The sequence below is a fragment of the Spinactinospora alkalitolerans genome (assembly GCF_013408795.1).
Lineage (GTDB): Bacteria > Actinomycetota > Actinomycetes > Streptosporangiales > Streptosporangiaceae > Spinactinospora > Spinactinospora alkalitolerans.
Map to the genome: position 1 here is coordinate 349,793 of NZ_JACCCC010000001.1, position 15,308 is coordinate 365,100.

The following is a 15,308-nucleotide window of genomic DNA, read 5'->3' on the forward strand; positions in this document are numbered from 1 at the left end:
AGGAGGCGACATGAGGACGAGAGGCGCGCCGTACTTCCTGGTGCTGCCGGCCTGGATCTGGCTGGCCATCTTCTTCGTGGTGCCGATCGTCGGCATGCTGTCGGTGTCGCTGATGACCGGCAACGTCATCGACGGTTTCACCATGACCTGGCACTTCGCCACCTACGCCGACGCGGTCACCCAGTACTGGCCGCAGATCCTGCGCTCGCTGTGGTACGGGCTGTGCGCGACGGCGGTGTGCATCCTGCTGGGGTACCCGATCGCCTACTGGATCGCGTTCCGCGGCGGGTCCCACAAGTCCACCTACCTGCTCCTGCTGCTGCTCCCGTTCTTCGTGGCGCAGGTGCTGCGGACCATCTCCTGGAAGTTCATCCTGGCCGACAACGGCGTCATCCTGGGGTCGCTGAAGGCGGTCGGGCTGCTGCCGGACGGCGCGCACGTGCTGAGCACGTCGGCGGCGGTGGTCTTCGGCCTGGCCTACAACTTCCTGCCGTTCATGGTGCTGCCGATCTACGCGGTGCTGGAGCGCGTGGACCACCGCGTCGTCGAGGCCGCCCACGACCTCTACGCCGGCCGGTTCCAGGCGTTCGTCCGCGTGGTGCTGCCGATGTCGCTGCCCGGGGTGTTCGCGGGCGTGCTCATGGTGTTCGTGCCCACGAGCTCGGACTACATCAGCGCCTCCGTGCTGGGCGGCACCCACAACACCATGATCGGCAACGTGATCCAGTCGCAGTACCTGGTCAACAACGCCTACCCGATGGCGGCGGCGATCACCTTCATCCTGATGGCGATCCTGCTGGTGGGCATCTTCAGCTACGCCCGGGCGCTGGGCACCGAACAGGTGATGGAGGTGCAGGCGAAATGAGCGTCGGTACGAGCACGGGTCCGGCGGCGGACACCGCCCCCGCGCGCCGCGAGCGCCGCAGGACCGACTGGGGCAAGTGGTTCACCTGGGTGGTGATGGCCTGGCTGTTCCTGCCGATCGCGGGGATGATCGCGTTCAGCTTCAACGACATCTCCGGCCGGCAGAACGTCACATGGCAGGGCTTCACCCTCAAGTGGTACGGCGACGCGTTCGCCTACCGGGACCTCAACACCGCGCTGTTCAACACGGTCGCGATCGGCCTGCTGACGATGCTCATCGCGGGCGTGGTCGGCAGCCTGCTCGGCCTGGCGATCGGCCGGTACCGGTTCCGGGGTCAGGGCGTGACCAACCTCGTCATGTTCGCGGCGATCTCGGCCCCCGAGGTCGTCATGGGCGCCTCGCTGCTGTCGCTGTTCCTGACCATGAACATCAGCGCCGGGTTCGTCACGATCCTGATCGCGCACGTCATGTTCACGATCTCGTTCGTGGCGATCACGGTCCGGGCCAGGGTCATCACGCTCGACCCGAAGCTGGAGGAGGCCGCGCGCGACCTCGGGGCCGGGCCGTGGACGACGTTCCGCCTGGTGACGTTCCCGATGCTGCTGCCGGCGATCATGGCGGGCGGCCTGCTCGCACTGGCGCTGTCGGTGGACGACTTCATCATCACCAGCTTCGTCAGCGGCGACACCACCACGTTCCCGCTGTGGATCTGGGGCGCCACCCGTGTCGGTATCCCGCCGCAGGTCAACGTGATGGGCACGCTCATCTTCACCGTCGGCGTGCTTCTGGCGGTCATCAACGTCGTCGTCGCCCGCCGCAACCGCAATCCCCGCTAGGAGGGATGGGCAGTGCCCACCGCAGACCGGATCGCCGCCTCGCTCGCCGAGGCCCGCCCCCGCACGTTCTGGCTCGATCCCGAGGTCCCCGGCCACGACGTCCCCGAGCCGGCGCCGGCCCTGACCGGCCACGTCGAGACCGACCTCGCGGTCGTGGGCGGCGGGTTCAGCGGGCTGTGGAGCGCGCTCATCGCCAAGGAGCGCGACCCCGGCCGCGATGTCGTGCTGCTGGAGGCGCGCACCGCGGGCTGGGCGGCGTCGGGGCGCAACGGCGGCTTCTGCGCGGCCGGCCTGACCCACGGCTACGCCAACGGGGCCGAGCGCTGGCCGGAGGAGATCGCGGAGCTGGAGCGGCTGGGCCGCAGGAACCTCGACGAGATCGAGACCGCGGTCAAGCGGCACGGCATCGACTGCGAGTTCGAGCGGACCGGCGAGATGCTGGTCGCCACCGAACCGTGGCAGGCCGCCGAACTGGCCGAGTACGCCGAGCAGATGCGCGCGCTCGGCTACCCGGTCGACGCGCTGGACGCCGCGCAGACCCGCGCCGAGGTCGACTCGCCCACCTACGTGGGCGGGGTGGTCGACCGCGACGGAGTGGCCATGGTGCACCCGGCCAAGCTGGCCTGGGGGCTGCGCGAGGCCTGCCTGCGCCTGGGCGTGCGGATCTTCGAGAACACCCCCGTGCGCCGCATCCGCTCCGCACCGGGCGGGCTGCGGCTGGAGAGCCGCGGCGGTTCGGTGCGGGCGCGGCGGGTGGCGTGGGGGACCGGCGCGTTCCCCGGACCGCTGCGCAGGATCAGGCACTTCGTCGCGCCGGTCTACGACTACGCGCTGGTGACCGAGCCGCTGGACCAGGAGCAGATGGCGGCGATCGGCTGGAAGGGCCGGCACGGGACCTCCGACTCCGCCAACCAGTTCCACTACTACCGGCTGACCGCCGACAACCGCATCCTGTGGGGCGGCTACGACGTCATCTACCACTACGGCGGGAAGGTGCGGCCGGAGTACGACCAGCGCGCGGAGACCTCGGAGAAGCTCGCCGAGCACTTCTTCGCGACGTTCCCGCAGTTGGAGGGGGTGCGGTTCACCCACCGCTGGGGCGGTGTGATCGACACCTGCAGCCGGTTCTGCGCCTTCTTCGGCACCGCGTTCGGCGGCCGCCTCGCCTACGCCGCCGGCTTCACCGGCCTGGGCGTGGGCGCGACCCGGTTCGGCGCCGAGGTCATGCTCGACAGGCTGGCCGGCGAGGAGACCGAGCGGACCCGGCTGGAGATGGTGCGCACCAAGCCCATCCCGTTTCCGCCCGAGCCGGTCCGCTTCGCCGGCATCGAGATCACCCGCCGCTCCATCGCCGCGGCCGACGCCAACGAGGGCCGACGCAACCTCTGGCTGCGCACATTGGACACCCTGGGCCTGGGCTTCGACAGCTAGATCATTGACGAGGGGAAGGCGGGGATCGTCTCCAGGCCCTGCCTGACCTCTGCGGGCCTGATGGCGCGCTGACGGCGGCCTTCCCGGGTCATGCGGTGGTGAACGGAGGACTGCGACCACAGCCCCAGCCCCCGTCAACGATCCAGGGACGCGGGGCCGCGGAGGGGGCCGCCCCGCGCCGAGGTGACACATGTCATCCGCCGTTCCCCGTGAAACCTCATGGGTGGACGATGACATCGGCGTCTACCTCGCACGGGCCTCGGGCGGCAGGGTTGGTGCCATGACCACGGCACAGCAGACAACACCCCCCGCGGCGGTCGGCGCCGACCCGGCGATCAGCGTCCGCGACCTGCGGCAGAGCTACGGCGACTTCGAGGCGGTCCGCGGCATCTCCTTCGACGTCGCGCCCGGTGAGCTGTTCGCGCTGCTGGGCACCAACGGGGCGGGCAAGACCACCACGATCGAGACCCTGGAGGGCTTCCGGCGGCCGACGGGCGGCAGCGTCCGGGTGTTCGGCACCGACCCCTACGGCCAGCCGGCCGAGCTGCGGGAGCGGATGGACGGCGTCCTGCAGCACAGCGGGGTGTTCGGCGAGCTGACGGTCGCCGAGACGGTCGACCTCTCCCGGGACCTCGCCGCCGACCCCCGCGACCGGGCCGAGGTGCTGGAGCTCGTCGACCTGGCCGACAAGGCCAAGGTCGCGGTCAGGCAGCTCTCCGGCGGGCAGCGGCGCCGCCTGGACCTCGGGCTGGCCGTCCTCTCCCGGCCCGAGGTGCTGTTCCTCGACGAGCCCACCACCGGCATGGACCCCGAGGCGCGGCGCGAGACCTGGAAGATCATCAAAGGCCTCGTCGCCGACGGCGTGGCGATCCTGCTCACCACCCACTACCTGGAGGAGGCCGAGCGGCTCGCCGACCGGCTCGCGATCATGCACCGGGGCGAGGTCAAGGTCGAGGGCGTGCTCGACGACGTCCTCGTCGGCTGGGGCGACCGGATCGGCTTCCGCCTGCCCGGCCGGATCCGCTCCGAGGAGCTGCCCGAACTGCCCGGCGCGACCGTCGCGGTCGGCGTCCGCGAGGGCGACCCCTGGGTCGTCTACACCGTCAACGGCGCTGACACGGCCCGCCGTGCGCACCACGCCATGGGGCCGCTGCTGTCCTGGGCCGACCAGCACGAGACCACCCTGGAGCGGCTCGAACTGCGCAGCGCCTCGCTGGAGGACGTCTTCCTCGGCATCGTCGACGAGGGCGCGGCCGACCTCGCCACCGCGTGATCCCCGAGTCCCGGCCCGCCCAGACCACCGCGCACGAAACCGAGGAGCCTGATTCTCCGATGACCGGCACCGCCACCGAGACCCCGCGTGCCACGCCCCGGGGCGCCCGCACACCCGTCGGCCTCGTCCGGCAGACCCTGCGGCTCACCCGCACCGAGTTCACCCTCTTCTACCGCTATCGGATGGCGCTCTACGTCGCCGTCCTGCCCGCGATCTTCATGCTCCCGGCGTTCACGGTGCCGAACGAGGAGATCCTGCCCGGCGTCGGCGCCGCAGCCCACTCACTCGCCGGTGTCTTCGCGATGGCCGGCATGACCGTGGGGATCATCCACGTCTCCAACGTCTACGCCGCGCGGCGCGAGCAGATGGTGCTCAAGCGGTTCCGGGTCAGCGGGGTTCCCCCGGCGGCCCTGTTCGGCTCCACCACGCTGTCCGTGCTCGGCGTCGTCGCGATCCAGTCGCTGATCGGTGTCGCCGTGCTGGCGGTCCAGCTCGACACCCTGCCGAAGCACCCGGTGCTGCTGGTGCTGTCGATCGTGCTGATCACGGTGATCATGTCGCTGCTCGGCGCGGCGCTCACCCGGTTCACCCGCAACGCCGAGAGCGCGCAGATGCTCAGCATGGTGCCCTTCATCCTGCTCGTGGCCGCCAGCGGCTTCTACGTGCCGATCGACATGATGCCGGAGCCCCTCGCACGGATCGTCGGCGTGCTGCCGATGGCCCCGGCGATCGACCTGGCCCGCAGCGCCTACTTCGGTCGCGACTTCTTCGGCGGCGCCGAGGGCGCCGCCGCGGCGGGCCTGGACCTGTGGACGGCCGCGGGGCCGGCGCTGCTGGTCCTGCTCGCCTGGGTCGCGATCTCGGTCTATCTCCTCCGGTTCTTCCAGTGGGACCCGCGCCAGGCGAAGTGACGCGGGCGCCAAGGACCGCCGCTGCGGACAGGCCAACGGACGCGGCCTGTCCGGGCGGCGGCCGAAGCGGGGCGACCGGCAGGACGGGCCGGTCGCCCCGCTTGCCGTTACGCTGACGTCCGGGAAGGTCGGAGGGATGACATGGAGGAGCAGGAGGTGCGGACGGTGTCCGCGCCGGCGCGGTCCGCGCGGCGGCTCGTGAGGGCGCGCTGGACCGTCATCGGCTCGTTCGCCACCGCGGTGGCGCTCATCCCGTTCTTCGCGGGCGTCAGCGTGCTGTCCCAGGTCGAGGATCCGGTCCGTCCGCTGTGGCTGCACCTGCTGGGACTGGCGCTGTCGTTCCCGCTGGCGTGGCTGTGCCTGCGGATGCTGAACGTGCGACTGGGGCGTCCGCCGTCGCACCCCGACGCCGGCTTCTGGGGCTCCTTCGCCCTGCTCCTGGGCTTCTTCGTGTGTCTGGACATCGAGCTCTTCTCGCTGTTCACCGCGGCCCTGTGGTGGTCGGTCGCCGCCCTCGTCGCCCCGCGCCGCCGCGTCGCCGCGGTCACGGTCGTGCTGCTGGCGCTGCCCTGGGTCCGGCTGGCCTTCTACGCCGACCCCGACCCGATCCTCATGGCGTTCGTGTGGGGCGCCGCCGTCCTCTGGGCGCCGGCCATGCTGCTGTGCAACCTGGCCGTGCTGTGGCTGTGGGAGGTCGCCAACGAGGCCAACGACGCCCGCCACGCCCAGGCGCGGCTGGCCGTCACCGAGGAGCGGCTGCGCTTCGCCCGCGACATGCACGACCTGATCGGGCACAGCCTGTCCGGCATCGCGGTGAAGAGCGAACTCGCCGCCCGGCTCGCCGAACGCGACCCGGCCCGGGCGGCGCAGGAGATGGCGGCGGTGCAGCAGGTGGCCCGCGACGCGCTGCGGGAGGTGCGCTCGGCGGTCAGCGGCTACCGCGACGTGGACCTCTCCGACGAGCTGGCCAGCGTCAGGGCCGTGCTCACGGCGGCCGGCGTGAGCTGCACGGTGACCGGCGGCGACATCGACATGCCGGCCGAACTGCGGACGCTGACCGCGTGGGTGGTCCGCGAGGGCGCCACGAACGTGCTGCGGCACAGTGTGGCCAGGCGTTGCGACATCATGCTGCGTCGCGAGGAGCACGCGGTGGTCATCGAGGTGCACAACGACGGCGCGCGCGGCGGCGAGGGGATCCTGCGCCGCGGCAACGGCCTCACCGGCCTGACCGAGCGGGTCACCGCGCTGGGCGGCGCGTTCTCGGCCTCCGCGACGCACGGGGGCGGCTTCCTGCTGCGGGCCGTGCTGCCGTCGCCCGGTCCGGCGCCGGACCGGGCGACGGGCAAGGAAGAGCGACGAAGGGACGTGACCGCGTGATCCGCGTCGTCTTGGCCGACGATGAGCACCTGATTCGCGGCGCCATCGCCGCGCTGCTCGGCCTGGAACCGGACCTGGAGGTGGTCGCCGAGGTCAGCAGGGGCGACGAGGTGCTCGCCGCGGTCACCGGGCACGGGGCCGACATCGCCGTCCTGGACATCGAGATGCCCGGCGCGACCGGCCTGGAGGTCGCCGGCGAGCTGAAGCGTGCGGTGCCGGACTGCGGGGTGCTGATCCTGACGAGCTTCGGCCGCCCCGGCTACCTGCGCCGCGCGCTGTCGGCCGGCGCGCGCGGCTTCCTCGCCAAGGACGCGCCGGTGGACCAGCTCGCCGGTGCGATCCGCAAGGTGCACGAGGGCGGGCGCTACATCGACACCGAGCTCGCCGCCACCGCGATGACGTCGGGGGAGAGCCCGCTGACCGACCGCGAGACCGACGTGCTGCGCGTGGCGGCCGACGGCTCCTCCGCCGCCCGCATCGCCAAGGCCCTCCACCTGCGCGAGGGCACCGTGCGCAACTACCTCTCCAGCGCCATCAGCAAAACCGGCGCCGACAACCGCATGTCCGCCATCCGCACGGCCCAGGACATGGGGTGGCTGTAGCGCGCAGCGGTGGTTCTCCTGCCAACGCCGTCACAGGAACCGCAGCACCAGCATCGCGGTGTCGTCGGTGTGACCTCCGGGGGCGAAGTCCTCCAGGTCGCGGTCGATGCGGGCGATGACGGCCTGGGCGGTGAGGCCGGAGCAGCCGGAGAAGATCTTGGCCAGGCCCTCGTCGCCGAGCATGTCGTCGCCGTTGCGCCGCTCCGTCACGCCGTCGGTGACCGCGAGCAGCACGTCGCCGGACGCGATGTCGACGGTCTCGGTGAAGAACTCCACGTCCTCGAACGCGCCGAGCAGCGGCTGCGACGTCGCCATCGAGGCGACGTCCCCGTCCCGGCGCAGGCGCAGCGGCAGCGGGTGGCCGGCCGACACCAGGCGGACGCGCATGCCGCCGCGGCCGTCCGCACCGCCGATCGGGGTCATCTCCCCGTAGAGCATGGTCAGGAATCGGGTGGTGGTGTTCTCGTCCAGGATCGCCAGGTTCAGCCGGTGCATGATGTGCGCGGGAGAGCAGCCCTCCCTGGCCAGCGCGCGCAGCGTGTGCCGGGCCAGACCGGTGACCGCGGCGGCCTCCGGACCGGTGCCGCAGACGTCGCCGATCGCGAAGCACCAGCGGCCGTCGGTGGCGAACACGTCGTAGAAGTCGCCGCCGACCACGGTGCGCTCACCGGCCGGCTGGTAGAAGACGGCGTGGTCCACGCCCGGGATGTCGGGCTCCTTCTCCTTGGCCGGCAGCAGGCTGCGCTGCAGGGCCTCGCTCATCGACGTCTGGTTGGAGTACAGCCGCGCGTTCTCCATCGCCGAGGACACGCGCTGCGCCAGGTCGCTGGCGACGTCGACGTCCTCCCGGCTGAACTCCTCGGCCGGCTCCCTGCCGACCGTCAGCCGGCCCAGGACGCGGCCGTGCGCGATCAGCGGGAGGCTGATCGCCGTGCCCTCCGCCAGCTCCATCGTCAGCTCGTCGTCCAGCCCGACCGAGGCCAGCTCCTCCTGCGACCACAGCGGGGCCGGCTCGCGCTGCTCCTCCGGCGGCAGCGCGCCCACCAGTTCGCGCAGGACGTCGGTGGAGTTCTCGTTGCGGTGCGTCGCATACATCAACCGCGACGTGCCCAGTTCGGTGGTGGTGTGCACGACGCACCAGCTCCCCAGCCGCGACGTGGTCAACTGGGCGGCCAGCGCCGCCGTCATCTCCTCGTCCAGCGTGCCGGCGAGCAGGTCGCTGGCCTCGGCGAGGAAGCTCAGGGAGGCGCGGCGGGCCAGTTCCACCTGGGCCAGCCGGGCGCGCTCCACCGGCAGCGCGATCCGGTCGGCGCCCTCCTGCAGCCGGTCGGCCGCGGTCTTTCCGAAGTGCCGGATCCGCCGGGAGGCGACCCCGATCAGGCCGGTGATGCGGCCGTCGACGATGAGCGGGGCCGTCACCAGCGAGCGCATGCCCGCAGCGGACAGCCGCCCGCGGTGCGCCCGCGCGATCATCAGGTCGTCGTTGATGACCGGGCCGGGTTCGGGCGCGGCCGAGGGGAAGGTCTCCTCCGTGCGGCTGCGGAAGGGCCGCCACGGGCCGGTCGTGAGCCCGACGGCCGCCCGCACGTCCCACTCGGTCTCGTCAGGGGTGGCCAGCGCGATGTAGGCGGCGTCGCCGCCCAGCGCGGCCCTGGCGTACTCGACCGTGCGCTCCAGCAGTTCCGGGAGGGAGAGCCGGGCCGACAGCGCGGCGTCCAGCGCGGCCCACGGCTCGGGGCGGCCGGCCCGCCGCCGACCGCCGCGGGACCGGGAGCGGGAGGAGGGCAGCGGAGGCGCCAGCGAGGTGCGGTCGTCCGGCGCGCCGGAGTCCTCGTCCTCCAGCCGGAACCAGACCGCCTTGTCCTCCTTGCTGTAGCTGACGCCCCAACTGGAGGCGATCGCCCCGGCCAGCGCGAGCCCCAGGCCGCCGCTGCGGGTGTTCTCCGTGGAGGGCGAGGCGTCCACCGAGAGCGGACCGGCCTTGGGCACGGCGCGCTCGGGCACCCGGTCGGCGACGACCACCTCCACGGCGTCGGCCAGCCGGCGCACGGTCAGCTCCAGCGTGGTCTCGGCGTGGATGACCGCGTTGGTCACCAACTCACTGGCCAGCAGGATGATGTCGTCGGAGGCGCGGTTGACCCCCCAGTCGCGTAGCGTGTCACCGACGAACACGCGCGCCTCGCCCGCCGTCTCCGGGGCGGGCGAGAACTCCCTGCGAGCGACCTTCATCGCGTCATGTGGCATCGTGAAGCCGTACGGTCTCTCTGAGTGTCGAACAGGGCGGCCGAGTCGAAGAGTGTGAACACGATCAACCCCTACCCCGTCTGGATTCCTTCCCGCCCGCCGACGCCGGACCACGGTCGCCGACCACTGCGGGAACCCAGTCATGATGTCAGAACGTCGACGTATTGAGCAGCCCGGCCAATTAACCTAATGCACCGCGGTTCATCTGAGACACCGCCGGTGGAACGTGAGTCCGGTCACCGCCGGCATCGCGGACCGCCCCCGTCCCCGCCTGCAACGGCGCAAGCGGGGAGCAGCGAGGAACCGGTGGCAGAGGAGGGGATCCATGCCCGAGGCGACGATCAGCACGCCCGCGTCGAACGGGGAGCTGGACGCGCTCCTCGACGCGCTCTACAGCATGCGCGACGGGGACTTCAGCGTGCGCCTGAACGCCAGGGCCGAGGGGAAGCACGGTGAGATCGCCACCGTCTTCAACCAGGTCCTGGACCACTGCGAGCAGCTCAGCAGCGAACTGCAACGCGTGGGAGGCGTGGTCAGCACCGAGGGCCGGCTCAACGAGCGGGTCTCGGTCAGCCCGGCCAAGGGGGCCTGGGGCAAGAGCGTGCGCGCGCTCAACCAGCTCCTCGACGAGGTGAGCGAGCCCGTCACCTCCGTCGCGCAGATCCTCGACTCGGTGGCGAGCGGCGACCTGGCCCAGCGGGTCGACCTCACCAGCCGGCACGGCTCGCTGCACGGCGACCTGCTGCGGCTGGCCACGTCGGTGAACCGGATGGCCGACCAGATGTCCGGGTTCACCATGGAGGTCACCCGGGTGGCCCGCGAGGTGGGCACCGAGGGCAAGCTGGGCGGCAGCGCCCGCGTCGAAGGGGTCTCCGGCGCCTGGCGCGACGTCACCGAGGCGGTCAACCAGATGGCCTCCCGCCTCACCGCCCAGGTCCGCGACATCTCCACGGTGACCGTGGCGGTCTCGCGCGGTGACCTGAGCCGCAAGGTCACGGTCGACGTCCAGGGCGAGATGCTCCAGCTCAAGGACACCGTCAACACGATGGTGGACCAGTTGTCCACGTTCGCCGACGAGGTCACGCGGGTGGCGCGCGAGGTGGGCACCGAGGGCAAGCTGGGCGGCCGGGCCAACGTCAAGGGCGTGTCGGGCATCTGGAAGGACCTGACGAACAACGTCAACTCCATGGCCGACAACCTCACCAACCAGGTGCGCGACATCTCACAGGTGACCACGGCCGTCGCCCGCGGCGACCTGAGCCGCAAGGTCACGGTGAACGTCCAGGGCGAGATGCTGGCCCTGAAGAACACCGTGAACACGATGGTCGACCAGCTCGACTCCTTCGCCGACGAGGTCACGCGGGTGGCGCGCGAGGTCGGTACCGAGGGCAAGCTGGGCGGCCGGGCCAACGTCAAGGGCGTGTCGGGCATCTGGAAGGACCTGACCGACAACGTCAACTCCATGGCCAACAGCCTCACCTACCAGGTCCGCAACATCTCGCAGGTGACCACCGCGGTCGCCCGGGGCGACCTGACCAAGAAGATCACCGTCGACGCCCAGGGGGAGATGCTCCAGCTCAAGGACACCGTCAACACGATGGTGGACCAACTGGAGTCGTTCGCCGACGAGGTCACCCGCATGGCGCGCGAGGTCGGCACGGAGGGCAAGCTCGGCGGTCAGGCGCACGTGCGCGGCGTCTCCGGGGTCTGGAAGGACCTCACCGACAACGTCAACTCCATGGCCAACAACCTGACCCACCAGGTGCGCCAGATCGCCATCGTCACCACGGCCGTCGCCCGCGGCGACCTCACCAAGAAGATCACGGTCAACGCCAAGGGCGAGATCCTGGAACTGAAGGACACCATCAACGTGATGGTGGACCAGCTCTCCGCGTTCGCCGACGAGGTCACGCGGGTGGCGCGCGAGGTCGGCACCGAGGGCCAGCTCGGCGGGCGCGCCGACGTCAGGGGCGTGTCGGGCATCTGGAAGGACCTGACCGAGAACGTCAACTCGATGTCGCACAACCTCACCACGCAGGTGCGCAACATCTCCCAGGTGACGTCCGCCGTCGCGGCCGGCGACCTGAGGAAGCAGATCACCGTCGACGCCCAGGGCGAGATGCTGGAGCTCAAGGACACCATCAACACGATGGTCAACCAGCTCTCCACGTTCGCCACGGAGGTCACCCGGGTGGCCCACGAGGTGGGCAGCGAGGGGCAGTTGGGCGGCCAGGCCAAGGTCGACGACGTGTCGGGCACCTGGAAGCAGCTCACCGACAGCGTGAACGAGCTCGCCGGGAACCTGACCACCCAGGTGCGCGCGATCGCGTCGGTGGCCAGCGCGGTCACCCGCGGCGACCTCACCCAGTCCATCCAGGTCGACGCGCGCGGCGAGGTCGCCACGCTGAAGGACAACATCAACCTGATGGTGTCCAACCTGCGTGAGACCACCGCCGCCCAGCGCGACGAGGACTGGCTGAAGAGCAACCTGGCCCGCATCTCCGGCCTCATCCAGGGCCACCGCGACCTCAACGACCTGGCGCGCCTCATCATGACCGAGGTGACGCCGCTGGTGGACGCCCAGCACGGCGCCTGCTTCCTGCTGGAGGACGAGAACGACGAGGAGACCTTCCGCCTCTTCGCCGGCTACGGCTACCAGCCCAACGAGCCGCGCCGGCGGCTCACGATGGGCCGGGGCCTGGCCGGGGAGTCCATGGCGCAGAAGCAGGAGATGCTCATCACCGACGTCCCCGGCGACTACGTCAAGATCGAGTCCGGCCTGGGCGAGGCGCCGCCGCTGAGCATCGCGATCTTCCCGGTGCTGTCGGAGGGCCGGGTGCTGGGCGTCATCGAACTCGCCTCCTACGGCGAGTTCCGCGAGATCCACCTGAGCTTCCTGCGCCAGCTCGTCGGCCTCATCGGCACGACGATCAACACGATCCTGGCCAACTCCAAGACCGAGTACCTGCTGATCCAGTCCCAGCAGCTCACGACCGCGCTGCAGGAGCGCTCCAACGAGCTCCAGCGCCAGCAGGAGGAGCTGCGCCGCAAGAACGCCGAGCTGCACAGCAAGGCGGGGCAGCTCTCCAGCCAGAACCGCGCGATCGAACTGCAGAACCGGCAGATCGAGCGGGCGCGCCGCTCGCTGGAGGACCGCGCGCACCAGCTCCAGGTGTCGTCCAAGTACAAGTCGGAGTTCCTGGCGAACATGTCGCACGAGCTGCGGACTCCGTTGAACAGTCTGCTCATCCTGGCCCGGCTGCTGGCGGACAACAGCGAGCAGAACCTCACCCCCAAGCAGGTGGAGTTCGCCCAGACGATCCACAAGGCGGGCAGCGACCTGCTCCAGCTCATCGACGAGATCCTCGACCTCTCCAAGGTCGAGGCGGGCCGGATGGAGCTGCGGCCCGGCGACGTCTCCATCAGCCAGTTGGTCGACTACGTCGAGGCGTCGTTCCGTCCGATGGCCGGCGACAAGGGGCTGGCGTTCTCCGTCGAGGTCTCGCCGGACATCCCGAACTACCTGTGGACCGACGAGCAGCGGCTCCAGCAGGTGCTGCGCAACCTGCTGTCCAACGCGGTCAAGTTCACCACCACCGGCGAGGTCCGGCTGCTGATCGAGCCGGCCTGGGCGCTGGCGGAGGCCGACCTCGACATGTTCGGGGAGAACGAGGAGGTCATCGCGTTCTCGGTGGCCGACACCGGCATCGGCATCCCCGACGACAAGCTGCAGGTCATCTTCGAGGCGTTCCACCAGGGCGACGGCGGGACCAGCCGCCGCTACGGCGGCACCGGCCTGGGCCTGTCCATCAGCCGCAACATGGCCCGCCTGCTCTCCGGTGAGATCCGGGTGCACAGCGTCCTCGGCGAGGGCAGCACGTTCACGCTGCTGCTGCCCGTGCGGCTGCCGGAGAGCAGCAGCGAGCGGCTGGAGGCGGTGGCCGCGGCCGTCGCCACCCCGGCGCTGTCGGTGGCCGACGCCCACGCGGAGGAGGAGCCGCTGACCGACGTCGACGACGCTGCCGACCTGGGCGCCGACGTCGAGACCGCCGAGGCCCTCCCCGCGCCCGAGGAGGCGGAGGAGGCCCCGTCGGTCCCGGTGCTCAAGCAGCCGGAGCCCGACGTGCGCAGCGAGGGCGAGGCCGCGCCGGAGGTCCGCGACGATCCCGAGCGCGACGCCGTGCTGGAGGGCCGGCGGGTGCTGATCGTCGACGACGACATCCGCAACGTGTTCGCGCTGACCAGCGCGCTGGAGGCGCACGGCCTGCACGTCCTCTACTCCGACAACGGCTACTCCGGCATCGAGAAGCTGGAGGCCAACGAGGACATCGCGCTGGTGCTGATGGACATCATGATGCCCGAGCTCGACGGCAACGCCACGATCCGGGTGATCCGGGAGATGCCGCAGTTCGCGGACCTGCCGATCATCTCGCTGACCGCCAAGGCGATGCAGGGCGACCGGGAGCGCAGCCTGGATTCGGGCGCCTCCGACTACGTCACCAAGCCGGTCGACCTCGACCATCTGCTGGATGTCATGCGGGCGTGGTTGGATCGAGGGACCGACGCGGCCGATGTCGGCGGCGTGCACAATGAGCAGGAGAGCGCGGGCGGCGGGCCGGCGTAGCGCCGGCGGCGACGCGTGAAGTGCCCCCTCCCGGCGGCGCGGCCGGGCGGGGGCGGGTAGCAGAGAGTGGGTTCAGTGGCAGTGCCGCACAAGGCGAACATCCTCCTCGTCGACGACCGCGACGACAATCTCACGGCGCTGGAGGCGATCCTCACCTCGCTGGACCAGAACCTGGTCCGCGCGAGCTCGGGCGAGGCCGCGCTCAAGGCGCTGCTGGAGGACGACTTCGCGGTCATCCTGCTCGACGTCATGATGCCGGGCATGGACGGCTTCGAGACGGCCGCCCACATCAAGCAGCGGGAGAAGACCAAGGAGATCCCGATCATCTTCCTGACCGGGGCCGGCATCGACCGCCACCAGGTCTTCCGCGGGTACGCCTCCCGCTCCATCGACTACCTCACCAAGCCCTTCGACCCGTGGGTGCTGCGGGCCAAGGTCGAGGTGTTCGTGGAGCTCTACCACACCAAGCAGCAACTGCGTGAGCAGTCCCGGCGGTTGCAGCGGGAGCTGGGCGAGGAGACCGGCGGCCCGGTCCGCCCGGTCGTGACCCAGCTCTCCGACCGGGTCGCGGAGATCAGCGAGAACCTGGAGCAGTTGCGCGCCAGGATCGTGACCGACGAGTCCGACAGCCGGACGGTGGCCGCGGTGCGCGACCTCGACCACTCCGTCGCCCAGCTCACCCGGCTGGTGGAGGCGATGCGCGGACCCGCGTGAGGCGGAGTCGAGCCGGTGGCCGCAGGGCTCCCTACGGATGTGCGGATCCGGAGAGGCTGCGATCGGCGCGTCGGCACTTGCCGCGCGAAAGGTCGCGCTCACCGAGTCTGACGATCGGGTTCGCACAAGGGGCCGGCTGCCGCAGTGCGCGCAAGCCGCCGGCGGCACAGCAGGTCCGAGCCCTGGAATTCCCGCCTCGCCCCGCGAGCGCGGCCGTCAGAGCTCGATCAGTCTTTTCGCGCCAGAGCTCGGCCATCGGACCTGCGTCGGTGCTCTGCCGGGACCGTTCGTGTCGCGACCGCTGGCGCGCCGGCGACAGCCTGATCCGGTGTTCTGTGGCTGAGGAAGTCCCGAATCCTCCGCGCTCCTTGGCTTGACTGGAAAACGGCCGCATTCGGCCAGGCTGCGATCCGGGTAAACCGGTTTATTGT

The 15,308-nt window shown here is 70.9% G+C and carries 10 protein-coding genes; 9 read left to right on the forward strand and 1 reads right to left on the reverse strand.

Annotated features, from left to right (window positions below; translation table 11 throughout):
• The first annotated feature begins 10 nt into the window (after positions 1-10).
• The 7 genes from HDA32_RS01730 to HDA32_RS01760 all read left to right on the forward strand — a co-directional run bounded on the left by HDA32_RS01730 (position 11) and on the right by HDA32_RS01760 (position 7,295).
• A complete protein-coding gene (locus HDA32_RS01730) occupies positions 11-865 on the forward strand; it encodes an ABC transporter permease (RefSeq protein ID WP_179641502.1) in 855 nt (284 codons plus the stop codon).
• Positions 862-1,701 carry an ABC transporter permease gene (locus HDA32_RS01735; RefSeq protein WP_179641503.1) on the forward strand — a complete coding sequence of 280 codons (840 nt, stop codon included), beginning with the start codon at positions 862-864 and terminating at the stop codon, positions 1,699-1,701. Before HDA32_RS01730 ends, HDA32_RS01735 begins: the two co-directional genes overlap by 4 nt.
• Positions 1,702-1,713: 12 nt before the next feature.
• On the forward strand, positions 1,714-3,132 hold the full coding sequence (locus HDA32_RS01740) for an NAD(P)/FAD-dependent oxidoreductase (RefSeq protein ID WP_312863000.1): 1,419 nt from the start codon (positions 1,714-1,716) through the stop codon (positions 3,130-3,132).
• Between the two features lie 280 nt (positions 3,133-3,412).
• On the forward strand, positions 3,413-4,405 hold the full coding sequence (locus HDA32_RS01745) for an ABC transporter ATP-binding protein (protein WP_179641504.1): 993 nt from the start codon (positions 3,413-3,415) through the stop codon (positions 4,403-4,405).
• 59 nt (positions 4,406-4,464) lie between these two features.
• On the forward strand, positions 4,465-5,316 hold the full coding sequence (locus tag HDA32_RS01750; protein WP_179641505.1) for an ABC transporter permease: 852 nt from the start codon (positions 4,465-4,467) through the stop codon (positions 5,314-5,316).
• Positions 5,317-5,457: 141 nt separating this feature from the next.
• The gene (locus HDA32_RS01755) at positions 5,458-6,693 is read left to right on the forward strand and encodes a sensor histidine kinase (protein ID WP_179641506.1); all 1,236 of its coding nucleotides are present in this window, start codon (positions 5,458-5,460) and stop codon (positions 6,691-6,693) included.
• Positions 6,690-7,295 carry a response regulator transcription factor gene (locus HDA32_RS01760; RefSeq protein ID WP_179641507.1) on the forward strand — a complete coding sequence of 202 codons (606 nt, stop codon included), beginning with the start codon at positions 6,690-6,692 and terminating at the stop codon, positions 7,293-7,295. Before HDA32_RS01755 ends, HDA32_RS01760 begins: the two co-directional genes overlap by 4 nt.
• Before the next feature lie 30 nt (positions 7,296-7,325).
• Here the strand turns inward: HDA32_RS01760 and HDA32_RS01765 are convergent, their stop codons facing one another.
• Positions 7,326-9,539, reverse strand: a complete 2,214-nt coding sequence (locus HDA32_RS01765) for a SpoIIE family protein phosphatase (RefSeq protein ID WP_246334185.1) — start codon at positions 9,537-9,539, stop codon at positions 7,326-7,328.
• A gap of 325 nt (positions 9,540-9,864) precedes the next feature.
• Between HDA32_RS01765 and HDA32_RS01770 the strand changes: the two genes are divergently transcribed.
• Together HDA32_RS01770 and HDA32_RS01775 are read left to right on the forward strand one after the other, a co-directional pair.
• Positions 9,865-14,163 carry a HAMP domain-containing protein gene (locus HDA32_RS01770; RefSeq protein ID WP_179641508.1) on the forward strand — a complete coding sequence of 1,433 codons (4,299 nt, stop codon included), beginning with the start codon at positions 9,865-9,867 and terminating at the stop codon, positions 14,161-14,163.
• A gap of 81 nt (positions 14,164-14,244) precedes the next feature.
• Complete coding sequence (locus tag HDA32_RS01775; protein ID WP_179646397.1) at positions 14,245-14,877, forward strand: response regulator; 633 nt, start codon at positions 14,245-14,247, stop codon at positions 14,875-14,877.
• Positions 14,878-15,308: the final 431 nt, after the last annotated feature.

Excerpts from the sequence above, each read along its gene's own strand:
- HDA32_RS01730 (WP_179641502.1), top strand. The coding sequence starts at position 11 with ATGAGGACGAGAGGCGCGCCGTACTTCCTGGTGCTGCCGGCCTGGATC.
- HDA32_RS01735 (WP_179641503.1), top strand. The coding sequence starts at position 862 with ATGAGCGTCGGTACGAGCACGGGTCCGGCGGCGGACACCGCCCCCGCG.
- HDA32_RS01745 (WP_179641504.1), top strand. The coding sequence starts at position 3,413 with ATGACCACGGCACAGCAGACAACACCCCCCGCGGCGGTCGGCGCCGAC.
- HDA32_RS01765 (WP_246334185.1), bottom strand. The coding sequence starts at position 9,539 with ATGCCACATGACGCGATGAAGGTCGCTCGCAGGGAGTTCTCGCCCGCC.
- HDA32_RS01770 (WP_179641508.1), top strand. The coding sequence starts at position 9,865 with ATGCCCGAGGCGACGATCAGCACGCCCGCGTCGAACGGGGAGCTGGAC.
- HDA32_RS01750 (WP_179641505.1), top strand. The coding sequence starts at position 4,465 with ATGACCGGCACCGCCACCGAGACCCCGCGTGCCACGCCCCGGGGCGCC.
- HDA32_RS01755 (WP_179641506.1), top strand. The coding sequence starts at position 5,458 with ATGGAGGAGCAGGAGGTGCGGACGGTGTCCGCGCCGGCGCGGTCCGCG.